This is a genomic window from Bacteroides sp. BFG-637 (assembly GCF_024793605.1).
GTDB classification, from domain to species: Bacteria; Bacteroidota; Bacteroidia; order Bacteroidales; family Bacteroidaceae; genus Bacteroides; species Bacteroides vicugnae.
In genome coordinates this window covers 280,978-301,498 of record NZ_JANUPD010000002.1, presented here as the reverse complement: position 1 = coordinate 301,498, position 20,521 = coordinate 280,978, and the positions used below count along the sequence as shown (strand labels likewise).

General features: G+C 39.8%; 17 protein-coding genes and 1 pseudogene. 8 read left to right on the top strand and 10 right to left on the bottom strand.

What is annotated here, in order from left to right:
• Nucleotides 1-36 precede the first annotated feature (36 nt).
• Nucleotides 37-363, top strand: a complete 327-nt coding sequence (locus NXX38_RS01310; protein WP_258978408.1) for a helix-turn-helix domain-containing protein — start codon at nucleotides 37-39, stop codon at nucleotides 361-363.
• Nucleotides 347-1,621, top strand: a complete 1,275-nt coding sequence (locus NXX38_RS01305; RefSeq protein ID WP_258978407.1) for a type II toxin-antitoxin system HipA family toxin — start codon at nucleotides 347-349, stop codon at nucleotides 1,619-1,621. Before NXX38_RS01310 ends, NXX38_RS01305 begins: the two co-directional genes overlap by 17 nt.
• 228 nt (nucleotides 1,622-1,849) lie before the next feature.
• On the opposite strand, the gene drmB is transcribed toward NXX38_RS01305, so the two are convergent.
• The 10 genes from drmB to NXX38_RS01260 form a co-directional block, all read right to left on the bottom strand.
• On the bottom strand, nucleotides 1,850-3,985 hold the full coding sequence (gene drmB, locus NXX38_RS01300) for a DUF1998 domain-containing protein (RefSeq protein WP_258978406.1): 2,136 nt from the start codon (nucleotides 3,983-3,985) through the stop codon (nucleotides 1,850-1,852).
• A gap of 7 nt (nucleotides 3,986-3,992) precedes the next feature.
• Nucleotides 3,993-4,805 carry a helicase C-terminal domain-containing protein gene (locus NXX38_RS01295; protein WP_258978405.1) on the bottom strand — a complete coding sequence of 271 codons (813 nt, stop codon included), beginning with the start codon at nucleotides 4,803-4,805 and terminating at the stop codon, nucleotides 3,993-3,995.
• Nucleotides 4,780-7,149: a hypothetical protein gene (locus tag NXX38_RS01290; RefSeq protein WP_258978404.1), complete on the bottom strand. Its 2,370-nt coding sequence runs from the start codon at nucleotides 7,147-7,149 to the stop codon at nucleotides 4,780-4,782. Before NXX38_RS01290 ends, NXX38_RS01295 begins: the two co-directional genes overlap by 26 nt.
• 103 nt (nucleotides 7,150-7,252) lie before the next feature.
• Nucleotides 7,253-8,083, bottom strand: a complete 831-nt coding sequence (locus tag NXX38_RS01285; protein ID WP_258978403.1) for a hypothetical protein — start codon at nucleotides 8,081-8,083, stop codon at nucleotides 7,253-7,255.
• Nucleotides 8,070-10,346 (bottom strand): hypothetical protein, encoded by a 2,277-nt coding sequence (locus tag NXX38_RS01280; protein WP_258978401.1) that lies wholly within the window; start codon nucleotides 10,344-10,346, stop codon nucleotides 8,070-8,072. The genes NXX38_RS01285 and NXX38_RS01280 overlap by 14 nt, the downstream gene beginning before the upstream one ends.
• A 116-nt stretch (nucleotides 10,347-10,462) precedes the next feature.
• The gene (locus NXX38_RS01275) at nucleotides 10,463-11,173 is read right to left on the bottom strand and encodes an ATP-binding domain-containing protein (RefSeq protein ID WP_258978400.1); all 711 of its coding nucleotides are present in this window, start codon (nucleotides 11,171-11,173) and stop codon (nucleotides 10,463-10,465) included.
• Nucleotides 11,067-11,606, bottom strand: a complete 540-nt coding sequence (locus NXX38_RS26850; protein ID WP_409013800.1) for a DEAD/DEAH box helicase family protein — start codon at nucleotides 11,604-11,606, stop codon at nucleotides 11,067-11,069. Before NXX38_RS26850 ends, NXX38_RS01275 begins: the two co-directional genes overlap by 107 nt.
• Before the next feature lie 5 nt (nucleotides 11,607-11,611).
• Nucleotides 11,612-12,202 carry a nuclease-related domain-containing protein gene (locus NXX38_RS01270; protein ID WP_258978399.1) on the bottom strand — a complete coding sequence of 197 codons (591 nt, stop codon included), beginning with the start codon at nucleotides 12,200-12,202 and terminating at the stop codon, nucleotides 11,612-11,614.
• Between the two features lie 2 nt (nucleotides 12,203-12,204).
• Nucleotides 12,205-13,122 carry a hypothetical protein gene (locus NXX38_RS01265; RefSeq protein WP_258978398.1) on the bottom strand — a complete coding sequence of 306 codons (918 nt, stop codon included), beginning with the start codon at nucleotides 13,120-13,122 and terminating at the stop codon, nucleotides 12,205-12,207.
• Nucleotides 13,049-13,609 carry a hypothetical protein gene (locus tag NXX38_RS01260; RefSeq protein ID WP_258978397.1) on the bottom strand — a complete coding sequence of 187 codons (561 nt, stop codon included), beginning with the start codon at nucleotides 13,607-13,609 and terminating at the stop codon, nucleotides 13,049-13,051. Before NXX38_RS01260 ends, NXX38_RS01265 begins: the two co-directional genes overlap by 74 nt.
• Before the next feature lie 881 nt (nucleotides 13,610-14,490).
• Here NXX38_RS01260 and NXX38_RS01255 point away from each other — a divergent pair.
• The 6 genes and pseudogenes from NXX38_RS01255 (at nucleotide 14,491) to NXX38_RS01230 (ending at nucleotide 20,517) form a co-directional block, all read left to right on the top strand.
• The gene (locus NXX38_RS01255) at nucleotides 14,491-15,048 is read left to right on the top strand and encodes a hypothetical protein (RefSeq protein WP_258978396.1); all 558 of its coding nucleotides are present in this window, start codon (nucleotides 14,491-14,493) and stop codon (nucleotides 15,046-15,048) included.
• The gene (locus tag NXX38_RS01250; RefSeq protein WP_258978395.1) at nucleotides 15,038-15,370 is read left to right on the top strand and encodes a DUF4134 domain-containing protein; all 333 of its coding nucleotides are present in this window, start codon (nucleotides 15,038-15,040) and stop codon (nucleotides 15,368-15,370) included. Before NXX38_RS01255 ends, NXX38_RS01250 begins: the two co-directional genes overlap by 11 nt.
• 55 nt (nucleotides 15,371-15,425) lie before the next feature.
• Complete coding sequence (locus tag NXX38_RS01245; RefSeq protein WP_258978394.1) at nucleotides 15,426-15,791, top strand: DUF4134 domain-containing protein; 366 nt, start codon at nucleotides 15,426-15,428, stop codon at nucleotides 15,789-15,791.
• A gap of 6 nt (nucleotides 15,792-15,797) precedes the next feature.
• Nucleotides 15,798-16,102: pseudogene (locus NXX38_RS01240) on the top strand (DUF4133 domain-containing protein).
• Between the two features lie 103 nt (nucleotides 16,103-16,205).
• Nucleotides 16,206-17,756: a hypothetical protein gene (locus NXX38_RS01235; RefSeq protein ID WP_258978393.1), complete on the top strand. Its 1,551-nt coding sequence runs from the start codon at nucleotides 16,206-16,208 to the stop codon at nucleotides 17,754-17,756.
• A gap of 46 nt (nucleotides 17,757-17,802) precedes the next feature.
• The gene (locus NXX38_RS01230; protein WP_258978392.1) at nucleotides 17,803-20,517 is read left to right on the top strand and encodes a helicase HerA domain-containing protein; all 2,715 of its coding nucleotides are present in this window, start codon (nucleotides 17,803-17,805) and stop codon (nucleotides 20,515-20,517) included.
• Nucleotides 20,518-20,521 lie beyond the last annotated feature (4 nt).

The window sequence follows — 20,521 nt, the reverse complement described above, 5'->3', positions numbered from 1 at the left end:
TTAATTTTGCGATTAAATAGTAATATACTACTATCTATGAGTAAAGCAGACTATATAACCAATCAGGACATTATGCTACTTTTAGCGAAGCGCATAAAGGAGTACAGGCTTGCCGCACGGATGAGCCAGAAGGAAATGGCGGAGAAATCCGGTGTAAGCCTTGCTACTATAAGCCATTTTGAACAGGGTGTCAATCAGAACATAACCCTGAATAATTTCATATCACTGTTACGGATAGTCGGCATGGAGCAACGCCTCAGTGATTTACTGCCTGAGTTGCCCATGCCACCGATGGCACTGAAACAAATAAATAAATTCATTCCTAAAAGAGTAAGGAGAAACGATAATGATACAAAATCTTGATGTATTTTTATGGAATCGGAAAGTAGGTACATTGGTAGCCTATAAGGAGAAATACAAAGAAAAGGTATGCTTCTATTTCGATAATGACTTTATAAAGGGCGGTTATGACATCGCTCCACTGCAAGCCCCAATAGATAGTGTAACTGTCCAACGTGGACTACCTGTCTATGGCGAGGATGATAAAATCTTTGGTGGTTTGCCCTCTTTCATAGCTGATTCACTGCCCGATCATTGGGGAAATAGGATATTCAATGAATGGGCGAAAGCACATCATATAAAATCCCGTGACCTGTCATCCCTTGACCGCTTGGCATACATCGGCAGGCGAGGAATGGGGGCATTGGAGTTTATACCTCCTGCCGCTGAAGAAATGGAGAAGCCGTTCAAAGTCGAGATTGCCGATCTGCATAGGCTTGCCCGTGCTGCTTTGAACGAGGCTAAAGACTTTAAGGCAGAGATGCGACCCGATTTGATGATTGAAAGTTTGTTCAAGGTCGGAACATCTGCCGGTGGTCGCAGAGCAAAAGCGATTATCCATGTGAATACGGAAACAAACGAGTGCTATTCGGGACAGGTAAGTGCCCCTGCACCCGGTTTTACCCCGATGATTATCAAGTTTGATGAGCATCTTGATCTGCCGACTACACGTATTGAATACAGTTATTACCTGATGGCACAGGAGGCAGGGATGAAAATGATGCCATCGATGCTTGTGGAGGGTGAAAAGGAAGCCCATTTCCTTACAGAGCGGTTTGACCGCAAGGGGAACGAGAAAATTCATATCCAGACTTTGGCAGCAATGAACCCGGCAGCGGACAGTTATGAGTCTTTGTTCGACACTGCTTGTCGTATCGGTATCGTACCGGTAGAAATGCAGCAGTTGTTCCTGTCCATGACTATGAACGTGCTGGGAGGAAATGTGGATGACCATAATAAGAATTTCAGCTTCATGATGGGGCAAGACGGTGTGTGGCATATTACCCCCACATACGATTTCACATTCTCGGTCGATCCATCGGCACCGGGATATGTAAACCGTCATTGCATGACCATAAACAATAAAAACTCTTCCTTTGAACGTGGAGATTTGCTTGAGGTGGCTAAGAAATACAATATAAAAGGTGCTGATTCCCTGATAGAAAAGGCAATCGGTGTTGTCAGCGACTACCAGCGATATGCGCAAATAACAGGGGTTGATGGCTATTGGAGCCACCAAATACAAGAGGAAATTAGCGATCGTATTGAGATGTTATCGTAAGCGTCTTTGGGATGCTGTTACTTTTTCCACTTATCGTGTCCTTTGGACACGATAATCAGGATGATAATTGTAAACCATCAGTCAGTTCTGTATTATAAGATACAATACAAGAGTTGGCTGATGGTTTACGATGAATAATGATTTGAAGTTTTCTCAGAAGTGCAACTATAGTTCACTAGTATATTGAATTGTTGTGCATATAGTTATAAACTTTGCCTTAGGCGATTTTTATACCAAATCCTTGAAGTAACCGAATTTTGTATCTACTAATGCTCGACGGTCAAGACCGAGGTTACGTTGTTCACAGGATGTTTCTGAAACCATAGTACAGGAAAAGCAAGATGCTCGATTTAAGCCATCTTCGTTTTCCCAGCACATTGGATCGGAAGAACAATTAAGCGCACGATTCATAGCCGTCTTTATGATGCGCTGTAACAAATGCGGTTGAGCTTGCCAAACCAGTCCCCCCATACTGCCTTCTGCTCCATCAGCAGTGTAGATAAGCACACCACACATTTTGTCGGAATAATAGAGGCGTTCGTTCAGGCTGGCAGTTGGATAACCGCAAGAAAACTCCAATTCTTTCATTAAGATATGCGAGAAAGTATGAAGAAGGTAGAAGCGTGCTCTACCATATTGTTCCATTTCATCAGACATGAATTTTCCCATATCATCTTCATTGAGGTTGCATTGAAAATGTTTTTCTAAGTTGTGGCTGATAACCCATTGATTCACTTTGGATTCGTCAAACATAAAGAAGATCCCCTCACCAAACAGTTGGTTTGCTGGTAGTACAAGGACTTCTTCTTTGTTACATGTATATATTGGCTTTATTTGATCGTCTGGATAGATTACTTTTTCGCCAACTATTTTGGCTGAAGGCATAGATACTCTACTAAATCCAAGTTGGGTAGAGGTCACAGCTAAGGTATCCACCTTTTGAATCTTTGTAAAGTAACTTTTAAGACTATCAGGAAGAATAATATTCTCAAAGTGCAACCCAGGCTTATTTCCTGGTGTCGATGAGTTCTTAGCAAACACTTGGTATTCGTTATATCGATATGTTGCCAAAACATCAACATCTTCAGTTTCTTCCGGATATATAAACGATTGTTTAAGTGCATCCCAATCATAATCTGTAAGCTCTATTTCGTCATCTTCTGCGGCATCTCTAAGTGTGTCACCTTCATCAAACATCTTTCTCCAGAATTCTTCTTTTGAAGGAGATTCACTACGGCGTTCATATCTTGGGAAAATCTTATCCAATATTTTTTGCAGCATCTTATTAGCTTCAGGAGTCAACTGTCCTTCGGACTTCTCAATATACTCGTTAGGAATATAAAGACTACTCAAACTATTTGCATAATAAATGCTGTTACTGGTAACCAAAACCATTTGCATGATGTTGCGATTATGACCAGTAATACAAAGTTCTCGTCTATTTTCAGAGTCCCATGGTCGTTCACCTCGACAGAATGGCTTTATGTTCATGATACCCGCAAGGCTGACTTTACCATTGCAACATCCACATTTTAACGTTCCCCAAGATTCACTCTGATTACGGTTGGTAATCCATTGTAGTTGATGATGTCCATCAGGAGCATTGGAACAAGGCTCACATTCATAATTGAATAAGTCAAAACCCTCTAGTTTGTCTATCTTTTCGTTAGCCAGTCTTGCACAGAAATACTGGTACCATGGAATATCTGAGATGTGACCGTTAGGACAAATCAAAACCATAGGAACTGGTTTTAGCAATCCATAAATAGTTTTGTCATTCAACATAGGATTCTTAAAAGTACGATATGTCTTTTTATTCGGATCTCTTGGCGGAGCAAAAAGATCCATTTTACCGTCATTACATCTTTTTGCTTTCCAGATTTCCTCCCACTCTTCGATAGGTTTCATATCAAAATTGTTTGATATAAACCATTTGGGAAAGTTTATGGCAGGAATAAAGAACATTTCATCTTTTAATTCTACTCCCGATTCTTGTTTCTTCTTGTATATAGGATGTTCGTCTTTATCAATTTGATTAAACTTATCTAACTGAATGTGCGGAATCGCAACAAAACACTTTAATGCAGCAAGTTGTTTCTTCTGCTTCAAGAACTCGACAAACCTTGAGTCATCAATAATGTCAACACCAGACAGTTCCTGAAGTTGTTCTAATGTATGATTTGAATTTTCCGGTTTCTTAATTTCTTCTGAAAGAGTCTTGACAAATTGCCAATCAGAAATACTCAATGGCATGACAAAGCCTCCCCACTTAGTCGTAACCAATGCACCAACTCCAGCAGTAGAAGAAAGAATCTTGTACTTGCCTATACCCTGATTATATTGTTTCTTATTATTGATTTCCATAATGCGTCTATTTTATAATGTGGATAACAGCTTCTGGTTCAAGTAGTCTTAGTGCTGTAGGCACTTTCCATTTATTCAGAAGTCTCATTTCGTCATAGTCATCCGAAGACGAGTATAGTGGTGTGGCTTGCAAGTTTCCTCCGAACTGACCCTTTCTTTTTGTATATACTAGTTCTTGATTGTCTTCCTTCTTTTGCAGCCATTGGTCAAGCATATCATATACCATTGCACAAATATACTCAAACAAATCTGGAGTAAGTAACTCGCGTTCTATGCCGGACAGTTCTGAGGTTCTTTTAAGACGTTCTTCAAAATATGCTCTGACAGTCTTTTTTATATCAGCCGATTTAACTGAATCAATATTGATAGCGGATTGATTATTTGCTAAAGCAGGATATAAATGTCTGATATAAGTACCGAGGAATAGTGGCAGATATTTTTCAACTGATTTATGCGAAAAAGGAGTAATAGATATTGGCTCTACATAATAATAAAGTTTCTCATGGAATTCTCTAAACTTTTCAAAGTGAGAAACGTCTCTTGAGCGGAAAGGATTATGCAATGTTAACACAAGACCTTCTTTGTTTCGCGCCACTCGTGAACTTGCCTGAATGTATTCAGCTATATTCCTCGGCATAGAATTTATTATGATAGTATTGAATCTCGATACGTCAAGTCCAACAGAAATCATGTTTGTTGCAAGTATAAAATCATCTGGCTTTTCAGGTCGTTGCCAAACATCTTTATCGAGATATGGAAACCGGTGCTTTGGATTCCAAGTCACGGATTGAACTTTATTCAAAGCTGCGACAGCTTCCATTTCCAGAAAGGCGTCCTGTCAATTCTGATTTTGAGAATCTTTCATTGTAAGCATAAAGAGATTCAAGCATATTAGAGTAGCGCATCACACGTTTGAAAAGTCTTCGTGTGTATTTAGTAAATTCCATGTAGAACTGTGCATCTGTTTTACCCATCTCTTTCAAGCTATTGAAGTATGAAATAGTGGTAAAATAATAGTCGGCAGCTTTGATGAAATCCTCATCATTCAACTTTGCCAAATTTTCTTTCTCAAATATTGCACGATGTACAAACAGAATGGCTGCAAGCCTCATCTGTGTGGTCATTTGTGTTCTGCCTGTTGGCATCACACCAATATATTTACGTTTTGAATCAAACGACCAGTCTTTGTCGCCAGCCATCTTACTGCGTTTGTAGAACGCAAAGAATGAGTCATCGTAGTCAATTCCATTTTTCGGGAATATACTTATTCCTCTATCGTACAAAGCACGAACTTGCAATGCTGTATTACGTGTTGTCGCTGTCGAAGAAATAATTTTAGGTCTAATAGTCTGTCCGTTTTCGTTCCTTGTACAAAGTTGGTCGATAGCACATTCAAACAAGCTCACAGCAGAACCTAAAGGACCTAGCAGTAAATGTAGCTCATCTTGGATGATAAGGTCTGGAGTTAACTTATTCCAATTTTCACCGCGTCCGAATAATCGTCTTGAATCTTTATTAGTCCTATTTCCTCCAGTGTTAACTTTGTAAGCAAGTTGTGCAAACTTATCCACAGTTCCGAATAGCAAAGTTGGAGGGTTTTTGTATATATCATCATCGCACAATCTAACAGGTATGACAGCATTTACTACATCAAATGTACAATATGGGTTTTCGCAGTAAAATTTCACTCCACTTCTGTCTATTTGATGTTTCAATTTAGATCCACACCAAGGACATAAGTCCAATGGTATTTTGCTATTATTGTTTGTTTCTGTCCGACTCTCCCAATTTTTTCGTAATTCGTCTTTTAGACCATCCAAAGAATTAGGCAAAGACTGGTCTCCCACAAACAATCCAATAGAGATTTCTTCATCTCCAAGTTTGCAATTATTAAGTTCCCAAAGACGAACCTGTTCCAAAGCAAGAATCAGCCGCAATGCTCGTTGGAATTGTTGTGTTGTCAACAACCGAAGCGTATATCTCATTATTGCAGTTACACCATAACCAGCTTCACCTTTGGTTAATCGCCTATTGATTATTGTAAGGGCAATAAGACCTAAGTATGCTTCAGTTTTACCGCCACCCGTTGGGAACCAAACCAAATCAACTAGTTCATTCCTTTTTGACCATGATAAATCATTCTGGCTTTTGAAGATACCATCAAGGTTTAATAAGATAAAAGCTAACTGGAATGGTCGCCATGCAGCATGTTCAACTCCAGGAAATATGTCATCTGTTGCTTTCCGATAAAATTCAAAATTCAGTTCCGTTTCATCTTCACGAATCTGCTTCTGATTCTCTTTTTTATTATGCCACAACTGCATAAACATTGCGGCGTTCATTACTCTAAAAGCTTTCATTTTTGATGAATCAGTCAAGAATTCAATCACATTTGCCTTCATTCTTTCGTAATTAACCTCACAATCTTTTACATTTTGAAATGCCATTTCTTTATTATCCAAACTATTGATATAGTCTCGCTGCGTTTGAATCCACGACTTGTATGAATCTAAAAAGCCAAGAAGATTATTAAGAATTTCGGTGTCTGATGTAGGAGATAAGAAAGAGAGCCATTTAAACTGGAGACATTGTGAACTCTCCAAATCCAGATAAGGCTTTGGTAAGATAACACCATCCTGTTCTACATTCTCGCATGATTTATCTCTTGGAACAGGTTCAACATCTGGACTTTCTATACTTGGCATAAATTCAGAGAATACATGCATTAATCCTTTGTCATCTTTATTCCAATCAACAGAACAAAGATGACCGACACCGTAATCTTTAATATTTCTATACAAAAAGTTTAGCTTGTGGGCTTCTTCATCGTCGAGACTACCAGAAGAGACGCTTTTGTATTGACACAGATGCTTACTACTTGCATCAACCTTTACTCCAAATAAACATCTTTCGTTCACTATTTCTGAAACAATGGAATAATAATGCTGTTCATCTGTGTTGACTTCTGTTGATGAGTTGTTTAACAGAATCTTCAGATAGGTTCTATCATCCTTTGTTTTTATCAACTGCAACCATACGGAGAGTGAAAGTGTTTCTGATTCATTTATATTTAAGGAAATAATATTTTTGAGACAATCGTTCTTTTGTGGTGAATAAATGACCTTTCCATCCTCTGTGGAGATATGGAAATTTAAGGATCTCAAGTCCAATTCTTTCTCAAAAGGATGTTCGACCCAATATCCAAAATTGCGACTATCACAAATTGCAATTAGATCTTCTATATAAGAGAAGAAGGTTTCGTTTCTTTCAATTACTTCCTATTCGTTTCTTTATTACTTCAGCTTCATGCACTGTTAAATATGATTCCGAGCCTTTCAACGATGAAAGATTCTTAAACAATCTCTCTTTATAGGAACTAAAATATCTATACTGCTCTTTAAAGGTGACATCGGCAAAGATTGGGTCAACACTTCCGTCAGGGTTCTGTGCTATCTCAGCAGTTATCTTGATGTTTAGTGCTCGAAGATTTTCTTTGTATGATGGTAGTTGAGATTGTGGAATAGTGTGACGTAATGATAGTTTGTTGCGTTCTAAAACAAACAATTCATTAAATACATCCGCATTTTTTTTGAAGAAAGATTCAAACTCTTCCTGTTCTTCAACAATGACTTCTAAGCGCGTATACTGTTCAACTTTAGTGTAATACCGACCTGAAACTATAATTTTCAAATCGTTGTCATTGGAGAAGCCCGAGTCCAAACAACAAGAAACGCCCATAGAAGACGGGAATCTTCTGCTTAAAGAATTTAAGTCTTCATCGTCATTCTGTGATGTATCAGTTATCTCTTCGAGCTCTGTTTCTTGATCATTTCCGTCCTTTGGAGTTTCAATCGTTTCTGTCACAATACTATTTTCTTGCTCAACGAAACCTTCTGTCTTAATTTCTTTCTTCGGGGGAAATAATATTGCAGAACTATAAATAGAACCAGGGGTAGTACTTACAACTTCACCCAATTCTTCTGAGTTTTCATCCTCTGATGCACTTGGCTTTAAAGAATACAAGCCTTTGCATCCCCCAGGACCGATGAGCTGTTCTTTTATAAACTGCTCCAAAGATTCGCGCTTAGTTTTTATCATATTTTGATATGGATTTTATTTCAACGTATTTTATTTCCTTCTTAAGCAAATCAATCAATGCTTCCAAGTCACCAGAATTATCTATGCCAAGCATATCCTTGATACCATCACTCAGCCGTTCAAACGATTTTATAAAATCTTCTGAGAACAAGTTGTTGCACAAGAACGTCCTTAACATTGAATTCTTACGTTCTGTCATCGTTCCCTTTTGGGCTTTTTTACGTCTGACAATTTTGTCGTATGGTTTTGCTATTGACAGGTATTCAAATATGGCGTCCTGCATCATACGGCTACGGGGCAATATCATATCATCATTTGGTGCATACCACCTTTCGAAAGAGTACATCTTGATTTGTTCCGAATAAGGAATTTTCTCCATAAGTTCTGCATACACTATTGTAGAACCCTTTTGTTCAACCTGTCTTCGTAATAAGATCTGCCAAAGTTCACTTTCTGAAAATATTTCTTCTTCAGACAAAGCATAACGACTATCTTGGCGAATGTATAGCTCGTCTTTCTTTATTTCGTCCTTAGACTTTTCAAGAATCTCTTCCAATTTTTCTTGGAGTTCCGATAATGAACATATCAAGATATCGTGGTCACTTTCCTGCATTAGTGAATTAAGTTCTGATACTGAAATGACTTGTATAGAACAGAACTTATTCTTCTCCTTGCTGATAACATAATCCGATTCGATTAGTTTTATTGTTGCTCCACCACTAGTAGATACTCTATATTTCTGATAGCTTTGATTTGAGTTATAACTTCCAGAATGTGATGTTGTTCTGTCGCCGCTATCTTCGATCTTCCTTATGGGACGGAGAGGAAGTGGGATAGTGCATTTTACATAGTTCTTTCTGTAGTCTGAGGATAGCACATTTCTTAATGTCTTATGGTATTCATAATTTTGTACAGCATAATATGGATCGAAGATAAAGTTGTTGAGTACATTTAACAACTCTTGCCCTTCTCCAAGACATATCGGATCAAAAGAGTTCGGATAGTGATTGTAAGGTCTGCCAACATAATGCCCCTGATATGATAAGACAATTATTTTGTTCGATGTGTTATTTGATAGATATTTACCGTCAACGCATTTGTATTTTAAAGAATTAAAGGTTGTTATATCTGCCTGAATATTGTATGTTTCAAATAGAGAAACAAGGTGTGTCTTATACTCATCTGACATGAAATAATCAAGTATTAGACAAGTATTTGTTTGGCCATCCATAAATGACATTACCGTAGGAAATATTTTATGTTCCCATGTGTCTCGAATATTTTTCAGAAAAACATCAAAATACTGTGCGTCAATATCATCAATTATATTTCCGTATTGGCTCTTAAACAATTCTTGAGAATGCTTATCATAACAAATGGCTAAATTGTTTCTGGCTTGAACATTATATTCACAAGCTTCCAATGCATCATCCGCTAGGCTTTTAAATTCATCAAGCTCATTTGATTCTATTATACAATTGGTCTGCTTGTGCATTCTTCCAAAGATATAATCAGACTCTTCAGCTGACAGGGAAATGAAATCTTTCATATCTTTTATATCTTCATGTAAGATGTCGGTTGCATTCTTCAGTTTCCACATAAGTAATCTTTGAAGCTTAAACGGTTTTGTGGAGAAGTAAAAATAGAATACGTTCCGTATTCCTGCTTCTAATTTGTTGAGTCTCTCTATTCTTGGTTTCTGGAAAGAATAGGCATCTGAAAAACGCCCATCAGTACTTCTTGAAAGAAACACAAACATATTTTCGATTTTGCAACTATTCCCCTTATCTTTCTTTATTGGTTTGTCTAACTTGTCAACATCAATATCTGCTCTTGTTACTGTAAAATGTCTATCGCAAATTGATTTTTCATTTCCGCAATAATTATCCAAATAAGGATTTTCTGGAGTTGAACAATTAAAGGGTTTGCAAATAATGAGATTCTTTCTGTGGGTTTCTTTGGGAATGGATAAGTCTTTTATCTGATTATAAACTTGTTTTGAATATCGGAAATTTGCAAGAAGTTGCTTATGCTTTTTACTACCACCAGTACAGTCTTCTGGAATAAATACGGTGTTTCGAACACCAATCTCTAATTTTAATCTTTCTTGTATCAGACTGTTGTAGAGTAAAGATAATTTAAGTGTGACAAACTCGATACAAACCTCTTGTGCCCAATGCTCAGATGCAGGAATGTACAACAATGGATAGTGTACTTCATCATCTGTCCTACTCATGTAATAATCCATGGCATCGTTAATCACACACAGAAATCTACGTGCATCTTCTTTTTAGGATGACACATAATGTTGATAATCAGATTTAAATCGGAATTATCAAGATTGTAATGATTAACGAAGCTTTGACTTATCATGGCACATTACGTATTAAGGATAAATATATCAATATTCATAATAGCGCGTGTCATGCCTACATAAATTTCAAACAAGAAGTTGTCGAATGAGCTTCTTAGTGATTTAATTGGTATGACAAGAATGATGTTTTCATTTTCCAAACCTTTGTATTTCAATATAGTTGAAAGACCGATTGCATGTTCTGGTAGTCTATGTATGTTTTCTATAGATAATTCTATAACTGAATCCGAGTATGTGAGTTTATCATAAACGGAGTCTTGTTCTCCGTTTATTGGATATAGTAAATCTGAATGAACAAGGATTGTGGAATTTTGTAGCGATGGGCTAATAGAGGTTAATTCTTTCCTTTTTTGTTTCAAAACTCTTGTAAGAGTCTTCGAATCATTTACAACGTGTATTTTACACGCACTCTCATCATTGTTGATTGCGTTCCAGAAAGCAGCAACCTCTTCCGGTTTTAAATCCAACAACTCATTAGCATATCTAACAATTTCGATGTTTGTCGGGACTCGTTTGTTCCCGTTGATTGTAAAGTGTGCAGATGTTCGAGTAATATCGTCTATTGCTGATTCCAAATTGCGAGTTCCGCTGTTATATCCCTGTTCAATATCATATAATACCAAAAAACGTCCTGTCTGAAGACCTGTGTGTTGTAAAGAAGTGAGCTCTCTTAGAATTACTATCATACCTTTGTCTGCAACATCCTGAGCTTCCATCTATTATTACATAGTCGTATGATTGACCTTTCATATACACCTCAATTGTGGATTCCAATTCTTGCAATCCAGTCGTCAGACTCAATTCGTTTATAGAAATATTTCCCTTTGAGATTCGATGCATGTATGAAGTATAACTTTCCACTTCACAATTTAAAAGTCCTTCTAACTGTAAAGTATATTTTATTTGTGCCGCAAGCAATTTAGTCCAGCATAAGTATAATCCACGTAGACCTTTGTTTTTCTTGATGAAAGCTTTAGCAATCGTCGTCTTTCCAGTACCTGGACCACCTTCTATTACTACCCTATGATTTCTTTGAAGGCTTTCCAAAGCATCCAAGTTCGATATATTCAGCCAATTCAAGATGTCTTTCAATGACGACTGCCGATACCTTCCAGAATCTTTGATTGTTGGAGTAAAACTATTTATCACTGAATTTAAAACCTCACTAGATAATTTGGTGTTTGTCCAGCGTTTTCGCTGTTTGTCTTTTTTAGAATATCAATACAAAACTCGGCGAAAGATTTGTCAGAATCTTGATCGTTTTTGTTCCACATCTTATATGAAAGATCCTGTGCGGGATTGCTACTCGTATGGTCAAGTGTGGCATGAGGAAAAGCACAAACATGATCAACAAAGACTTCTTCCCCATTTATTACCTTGCTTTTTATTATCGCCCATTGATAATCTTCAGCTTGTTGAAATGGCGAACGTCCCATCGGAGTAAGTATTCCTCTATTTTGATAAAAATATTTTCCAGCTTCTATTTGAATAGCTCCACCTTTTACTTCTACGACAATCGCACCTAATTCAGAGATGAGTAAAAAATCAATCTGAATCTCAGATGCTCTACCTGACTGAATATGCAAGTTGATATCATGCCAGAAATGCCATGTAATTGAACTATTTTCACAATCATGCACAATCCTCCTGTACATATCAATTTCTCCTTGTAACGGAGTCCCATCGTCCTTCGTTATTAGATATTCTAAGCGAGACAAGCTCTTTTCTGTGTGATCGACAATCATAATTATTTAATCCAAAGGGTTGGGTTTTCTAATTCTTTCAATTTATAATTGAACATCTCAAGCAATTCTTCTCGATGTTCTTGAAATTTGGACATAAAATCCACTAACGTTTGTATTGTCTTACAAAGCCTGAGACCGTCCTTGACATAATATCCAGTTTTTAGACGTTCTTCAAACTCTTGAAATGGAATCTGATTAGGCACATCTAATTTTTTTGTTTTTTGTTCCCAATATGACTGATTGCGGTAGCAGTATTCCCAGAATGACATATAACGATAGAATTGTGGCTGATTGCACCAACGAGCAATTTGCACATAGATGTTCGATTGCTCATGATTCTCATAATCAGCATGTCGCATCACATATCCAAAACATCCATATTGCATCAAAATGCGAATGCGCTCAAATAGGATCTTTATGTCATTGTAAAGCTTTTCGTCTTCTCCTGCTTTCAGTGTGTAACCACAAAACAAATAGAATTTTGTCATTCTTTTCGGATTATACCGCTTCCAAATCTTGAGAGCTTTGATTATCTTTTCACGGTCTCGCCAATTATCAAAGGCAAAAATGAAATCGCCATGATACTTACATTTTGATAGCATCAAAGCAATCTCTTCTCCGTCTTCACTTTCAGCAAGTATTCGTTCATCAAGCCCCTGTCTAAACTGGAATGGTCGCTTTGAATCAATCAGCTTTTGCAACATCAGCTTCCAGATTTCTTTCGAAGCAGCTAAGAAGTTATCATCCCAAAGATAAATGTACGGACGAACTAAATTGCCTTTTTCATCTCTTTCTTCATCCAAGAACCATTCAAGATCGGAATAAGGGTAAACCTCATTCTCTAATTTATTGACACAAAAGGGGCAATGACGCATACAGCCACGAGTCAGGAAGCCAATAGGAATAGTAGAGGTAGTCATTGAAATATGAAGCACGCCTTCCTTCCGCTATCTTAATCTTGACATATTCGTCGTAAAGTTTATAATATGGCATCTGTCTACGCATATCAATACCTAATAACTTTTTGCCACCTCTCTTATTCGGATATCGATTCAGAAATTCGTCATTCTCCAATTGGTTCATATCCCTAGTACGAGCTGCCTTGAAGTCATTCACATCCTTTTTTATTGCATAGTCACCTGTTCCCCCAACCTTGAACTTCTTTTCTGCTATCGTTCCTTTCGCCTTCTCATAAAAGAGGGGATCAGGAGTAAATGCAAACACCTTTGATATAAATATCTTTGTATATTTTTCTACATCCTCATCTTTGTCAATAATCAGATGAAACAGAATCCCATTATCATTCAAGAATCCCGCTAACTTCAGCAATACAAGATTCGGATGGCGTGTACCGCCATTCAGTAAGTCCGCATCAACCAAGCCTATTATTATTTTGTGATTTTCCATTTCACATTATTACCAAAATTTATTAATCTGTTGGCATCAATAAAATCCTTCACTTTCACTTCTGAGGATTTTCCACCTCCAGCAGTTTTTCCAGCGAAGGATACACCGTGTGATACTCCACTTCAATACTGTTGATAGGGCTTTATGGAGTTGTTCTGTAGCTCACTTATTTGTGCGCTTTCGCTCCACGAAAATTACTTTCAGTCAGTTTATATCTGCCATTATTTGCAATGATTTAATTTCGCTGCCAAATTTAATAATATTTATGAATAAAAGATGAGAATCGCTTATTTTTATCTATCAGAGGAGGTGGGATTCGTTAGTGCTGGCAATGAACGAGCCCTAGGAGACACATAGAATATGGTTTTCTTGCCATAGGGCTTACGCCCGGTTAGAAGTTGGTGGTGGTGAAATGTTTGAGTCCTTGCGCATGGCTTCGAACTCTTCGATGTGGATTAAGTGTGGGTTGGCTGAGCAGGGGCATGTGGGCTTTGCAAAGGAGAGGCGTTTTGTAAGAGCAAATTTTTTAGCAGAATACTACCCGAAGGTGTGGAGATTGTGATACAAAAAAATTGTTCAAACCAGCAAAACCCGATTTTACCTTTGCGCACGCAACAAGTTAGTTGCCTGCTTCAACTTATTCTACCTTTTCGCATGAAGGGAGTGATGGCTACTGGAAACAGGAAAAAGAAATTGGAACAGATGTCATTTCCTAATGAAAAGAGCCGCAATTTTCTTTGTTTGAGTATGATTATAGGTATGATTTTTATTTAGAAATAGAATACAGGTTAAAAACGGAAGCTTTCCAAACAGATTATGATTTTCCCGCCCTTTTTCACCATTCCTTTGCCCCCGAAATCGAACAAAAACAGCTTAATAACATGAGTCCATTTGCAATATTTGCCATTGTGCTGACCATAGCATACATAATCTACTATGGCGTGAATATCAGTCGAGACCTGTATGGTAAAAAGTGGCAGGAGAATGAAACGGAAGAGATTTTCGAGGTGAGTAATATGCCAAAGATTGAAGAGCCAATTCCTGTGAGAGAAGACGGGGACGGATTTATCATAGGAACGCAAGCAGAACTTGAAAATCTTTTAGAATCGAACCAACCCGGAGGGCAGGGAAGAGGGGAAAAAGAGAACGATGATTCCTACAAGAATGAAACAGCCGAAAAAAGTGGAGCTGCCGTAGAAAGTGGAGTTGCTCAAAAAAGCAAAGCGGAAGAACTGGTTGACAACGTCCGCCAGAATATGCTTGAAGGGGATATTCAGAGCGAAATCGTGATGAATGAAGCGCAATTCGAGGACTACCTTATCAATCAGCAAATTATCCTTTTTGACAATCAACGCCCAAGCAAGGGACTTAGAGAAGTGAAGGCTTCGGATGATGGGAATACTGAAATTAACGAACCGGAGACTAGAGATGCTATCTAAAATACTTAGGCTTTCTTTTGTTTTGACTGGCTTGTTTTCGGTCCAGTCCGCACTCGCCAAATGCGGCGGTGTGGATTATAGCTGGGGAGCCGACGCACTGGCTTTGATGCACGATTATGTGGTAACGATGATGCTCTACGTGCTTTACTTAGGTTATGCTATCGCTGCCATAGTAGCGGTGATAGCAAGTCTCCAAATATACATAAAAATGAATGTTGGGGAAGAGGGAGTAACGAAAGAGATACTTTATCTGGTGGGTGCCTGCATCTTCCTGATTAGTGCCTCCATCCTATTTCCTTCCTTCTTCGGATATCAGATATAAAAACACTCGACTGCGCAGAAGAGTAAAACTATGTACTAATTATTAATGTAAGAAAATGTTTCAGAAAATCAGAAAAATGATGAAGGGTATTTGCTCTTCGGAGAGAATCAAAATGATGTCTCTCCTGTTGCTTGTTGGCACAACGGCTGCAATTGCTCAAAATTCAGCAGGTGACTATTCAGCCGGTACTACAGCCCTTGGGACTGTGACTACGGAGATTGCCAAGTATGTGCCGTATGTGGTCAAACTGTGTTACGCCATTGCCGGTGTAGTGGCGGTCGTAGGTGCTATCAGCGTGTATATCAAGATGAACAATGAGGAACAGGATGTCAAGAAGTCCATCATGATGATTGTGGGAGCTTGTATTTTCTTGGTGGCAGCCGCACAAGCATTGCCGTTGTTCTTTGGCGTAACGAGCTAAACAGCAATGGGTACAGACTCTAACTCTGACAGCCGGTATGCAGAATACCCGCTGTTCAAAGGGCTGCAAAAACCTCTTGAGTTCATGGGAGTCCAGGGCCGCTACATCTATTGGGCAGCAGGTGCCATCGGTGGAGCCATTATCGGCTTCATCGTGGCCTACTGCCTGATCGGATTTCTTGCGGGTCTGATAACACTGGTTCTTGCGCTGGGTACAGGTGCGGCTTTTATCTTCATCAAACAGAAAAAGGGCTGCATAGCAAGAAAAATAACAAGGGGGTATTTATTTACGCCTATTCAAAAAGAGTGTGACAAGATCATGCAGATTAATAATCGGTATTAATCCAGACAGGTTTATCGTGTAAGTGGCCAATTTTCTTACGTAAAAAGCAAGCCTGTCAAACCTCCAATGAAGATGCAGTATCTATTTATTTTAATCGGAACAATCCTGTTGTCAGCCTGTGGCAACAAGACTCAAACGGAACATTCGCTGGAAGCCCAACAGACAGCGGAAAAGACAAGGGAAAATTGGGATAATGCCAAACGTCCTTTTGAGGTGAGTATCGAAGCATTGTCAACGCAGGAAATGGAGGCGTTGTCCTCAATTGGGATTTATACGAATCCGAAGGATGCCACGGAGGAAGAATCGGTTGCTTTTCAGGGGACGGCATTTATGAAGAATGAGAACGGAAGCTATCAGACAAGCGACCGGAATGCGGTGGCTACGGACTCGACAGCACAGCTATACGTCTGTTTCCCATACCGCAAGGGATTGAAAGAGAATGACACTATTCTTCTGAACGCCCCTTTTCGGGAAAATCTGTACGGAAGGGAAGTGCAACGTGAATATGGCCGAACAGTATCAGTAAAGGTGAATATGGTCAGTGCGATGGCCTTGCTTCGCATTACCTGTGGAAGCAACCATGTGCAGGATTGGCTCGAAGGGTTGAATATCGGCGGTGAAAGTATTTATACAAAGGCCCCGTATCTGCCTTATCAAGGCAGATGGTTCGGCATGACGGCAGATGGTTCCATCGCTGCCCGGCAAGCGGACTGCCTGCTGAACAATGGCAGATCGTTTGACTATTACCTGATTCCGACGGAAACGGCAGGTACGGTTACTATCCTTCCGAAAATCAACCAGAAAAGTTATGCGGTAAAGACTACGCTACCACCTCTGCGTGCAGGGAGTTTGACCCAAATTAATCTTCACAAGACAGCTAACGGACTAATCGTAAACAACAGTTGGGTGGACACACGTCATGCAATCCTGGGTAATAGCAATATTTCTGAGGTTGATACCGTGAAAGTCGGCCATTATCTGCAAAAAGGTGGCTATATCAGCGACAAACGGGACACATCGTCTGTGGCAATCGTCATTCAGACGGATGGGAAACGTGGTAAAGCGGTGGCACTGGAAGATTGTGAAGGGAGGTTCTGTTTTGGCAATGGTTCCTTGACCAGTGGAAAGGTGTTCGCTACCATTGACGGAAAGCGGAAAGAAGGAATTGTCAATCCTACACAGGCTCAGGAGGTCGGTGATGCGGAGAAAATTATCTTCAAGCCGGGTATTCCATACGGAACGAATTGTGCCCTTGGTTATACAAACGGTGCCGAACTGACCACGCTGTTGATTGGAAAATCACAGGTGAAAGATGCGGATGATGCTCTTCATGCAGATACAGGTTTATCCTTGTCACGGAAGGTGATGATTGATGAAGTGCAAAAGCATCCGGGAAGTTATGTGCCCTCGCTTGCTGAAATGACAGCACTGTATTATCAGCTTCGTTTTTCTGAAAGAGATACTGTGTGGAGGCGGTTTGCCATTCCAAGCGGTGAATACCTGACCAGCAGCGAATCCGCCAGCCAGTCATTTTATATGATAGACATGGAGAACGGTATCATTACAGGTACATTCTCCAAACAGTATGTAAAGATGCAGTTGCGTCTTTTCTATCTTTTTTAAACAGGTAAACAACCAGCTATTGCAGTTACTAAAATAGAATATAGCAATGACAATCTATGTAATCCTTTTTTTTGTGGCACTGCTTATAGGCATGGCTATATCAGTCTATGCTTTCGGTACGGGAGGTAAGCGTCAGCATATCTTTCAGGACATCTATTTTTCTGTGGAAGAGACAAATGGGATTGGTGTCATCTATACCAAGACGGGAGAATATTCAGCGGTGCTGAAACTGGATAATCCGGTACAGAAGTATTCGGCGAATATTGACAGCTATTATGAGTTCACCCATCTGTTCACCGCCATTGCACAAACATTGGGTGAAGGGTATGCCCTGCACAAACAGGACATCTTCACACGGAACCGCTTCGGATTTGCGGATGCGGAGAAAAAAGAGTTTCTGTCGAAATCCTATTTCGGATATTTCAAGGGAAGGGAATATACGGATAGTTGCACGTATCTCACTATCACGCAGGAATCCAGGAAGAGTAGCCTGTTCTCGTTTGACAATAAGAAATGGAAGGACTTCCTTGTGAAGATCCGTAAGGTGCAAGACCAGTTGCGTGACGCAGGCGTGTATTCGGAATTTCTGGATAAAGCTGCCGCTAATGAGCTGGTAGACCGCTGTTTCTCCATGAACTTCACGGATAAGAATATCTCCATGAGTAACTTCAAGGTGGATGAAGAAAATATCGGGATGGGCGACCATAAATGCAAGGTATATAGCCTTGTGGATGTGGATAGCACCAATCTTCCCAGATTAATCCGTCCCTACACCAACATCGAGGTGAACAATACCAGTATGCCGGTAGACTTGGTTTCGATGATAGACAGCATACCCGAAGCCCAGACCGTGATCTATAACCAGATGATATTTATTCCCAATCAAAAGCGGGAACTGGCTATGCTGGACAAAAAGAAGAACCGCCATGCGAGCATCCCGAATCCTTCCAATGAGATGGCTGTGGAAGACATCAAGCGTGTGCAGGAGACGGTGGCCAGAGAAAGCAAGCAACTGGTTTACACCCATTATAATCTGGTGATATGCTGTAACAAGCAGGCGGACTTGCAGAAACCGACGAACTATCTGGAGAATTGCTTCGGACGTATAGGCATCCATATCAGTAAGAGAGCCTATAACCAACTGGAACTTTTCGTCAACTCTTTCCCCGGAAATTGCTACGGCATGAATGCGGATTATGACCGCTTCCTGACACTCGGTGATGCCGCTACTTGCCTGATGTACAAGGAGCGTACCCAGCACAACGAGGAAACACCTCTCAAAATTTACTATACAGACAGGCAGGGTGTGCCTGTCGCTATTGATATAACAGGAAAGGAAGGGCGTAACAAGCTGACGGATAACAGTAACTTCTTTTGCCTCGGCCCTTCCGGAAGCGGTAAGAGTTTCCACATGAACAGTGTGATCAGACAACTCTATGAACAGAATACCGATGTAGTCATGGTAGATACGGGTAATTCATACGAAGGACTTTGTGAGTACCTCAGCGGCAGGTATATCAGCTATACCGAAGAGAAGCCTATCACCATGAATCCGTTCCATATCAATCGTGCAGAACTGAATATAGAGAAAGTCAATTTCTTGAAAAACTTGATTCTACAGATTTGGAAAGGTTCGGATGCTACGGCTACCGACCTTGAAATCCGTATCGCCGAACAGATGATCAACGAGTATTACGAAGTTTGTTTCAACGGTTCCAGCGGTTATGACCCTGCACGCAGGGAGGCTGTGACCAAAAAGCTCGTCAACGGAGCGAAGCGTAAAGCTGCCATACTGGGTGTGGACACAGAGACTTTACTTGCTAAAGTGCCCGGAACGGTGTCTATGCTGGAAGAGAGACGCAAGGCACTGAAGGTGAAGGAGCTTTCATTCAACAGTTTCTACGAGTTCTCTATTGAATTACTTGACATCATCTGCATGGAGAACAACATCACCGAGATAGACTATGACAAGTACGCCTATATGATACAGCCTTTTTATAAGGGTGGAAAATATGAGAAGACACTTAATGAACAGGTGGATACGACACTGTTCAATGAGAGTTTCATCGTATTCGAGGTGGATGCCATTAAGGACAGTAAGGAATTATTCCCGATAGTCACGCTTATTATCATGGACGTTTTTTTGCAAAAAATGCGTCTGAAAACGAACCGGAAAGTCCTTGTAATCGAGGAAGCATGGAAGGCGATAGCCTCTCCCCTAATGGCAGAATACATTAAGTTTATGTACAAAACCGCCCGTAAATTTTGGGCAAGTGTGGGCGTGGTGACACAGGAGATTCAGGACATCATTGATAGCCCGGTGGTAAAGGAAGCCATCATCAACAACTCGGATGTGGTGATGCTGCTCGACCAAAGCAAGTTCAGGGAGCGATTCGATAATATACAATCCATCCTCGGCCTGACCGATGTGGACTGCAAGAAGATATTCACCATCAATCGCCTTGAAAACAAGGAAGGACGCTCGTTCTTTAAAGAGGTGTTTATCCGCAGAGGAATGACCAGCGGCGTGTATGGCGTGGAGGAATCCAAGGAGTGTTATATGACCTACACTACGGAGCGGGCAGAGAAGGAAGCCTTGAAACTTTATAAACGGGAGTTGGGATGCAGCCATCAGGAAGCCATCGAAGCCTACTGCCGGGACTGGAACCTGTCCGGTATTGACAAATCACTGTCGTTTGCACAAAAGGTGAATCAAGCAGGAACTGTACTTAATCTTGCACAAAAAAGCCAAAAAGGATAAATAA